At 39.1% G+C, this 266-nt stretch carries 1 protein-coding gene; it reads right to left on the bottom strand.

The features are described from left to right. Positions 1 to 266 (bottom strand): DUF1877 family protein (locus CF394_RS14125; protein WP_133079855.1); only part of this gene is annotated, 266 nt, incomplete at both ends.

The raw sequence follows: 266 nt of genomic DNA, 5'->3' as shown, positions 1-266 counted from the left end.
CTCTTCCTCAAGATAATCCCAAATATCAGGATACAAGTCAGCTTTCTTGCATGCTTCCATACTAAAGTCTGCCAAGGCTCTGTCCATGTCAAAATTTTCTAAAGCTTCTACGATCTCAGCTATCTTGTTTTTTTCAGTATAGGCCATATATTCAGATACATCCTCTAGAGGAGTCACTCCTAAAACCGCTTCTCTCAAGGGATTGTCATCCAAAAATTCTGAACTACTAAATCCTGTCATGACAAAGAGAAGAGCATCCCACATTT

The organism is Tetzosporium hominis, assembly GCF_002265435.1.
Taxonomy (GTDB): Bacteria; Bacillota; Bacilli; order Bacillales_A; family Planococcaceae; genus Chryseomicrobium; species Chryseomicrobium hominis.
This window is presented reverse-complemented; position numbering and strand designations above follow the sequence as displayed.